At 44.2% G+C, this 419-nt stretch carries 1 protein-coding gene; it reads left to right on the top strand.

The genetic code is table 11. From position 1 onward, the window contains the following. The coding region (locus GHO32_RS26240) for a YfbU family protein (protein WP_153443132.1) at positions 1 to 419 on the top strand (419 nt) is incomplete at both ends.

A 419-nucleotide genomic window follows, 5' to 3' on the forward strand; every position in this document is an offset into this window, starting at 1 on the left:
TTCATATGCTGTGCGATATTTATAAAAAGCTCGGAATTACTGACAGCTTCGATCCTGATCTCATTGCTAGTGCCGTATCTTCGGATGATTGCTGGGTTCTGGATTGGGCGTACGACATAAAGGATGAAGGTGCTAGGAATCCGCCACATGTGACTGAGGTTGTGAATACATTGGATATGTATTCTTTCCTGAGTCAAGGCTTTGAGCGTTTAGATGCCGCCGATAAAGCGGTGGTTGTCAGTGAAATTCCAAGAATAAGAACTGCAGTGGAGTTTCCCGGGTACGATGGTAATAATGAAGGAAAGTACAGAACTGCTGCAGCCTACATGGTCAATGACCTAGATCGTTTTGAATCAATGAAGGATGTGGCGGAGAGAAATTCTCACACACATATGGCTGGTACATATGCACGTCAATAC

It is taken from the genome of Pseudomonas sp. FSL R10-2189 (assembly GCF_009600325.1).
GTDB lineage: Bacteria > Pseudomonadota > Gammaproteobacteria > Pseudomonadales > Pseudomonadaceae > Aquipseudomonas > Aquipseudomonas helleri.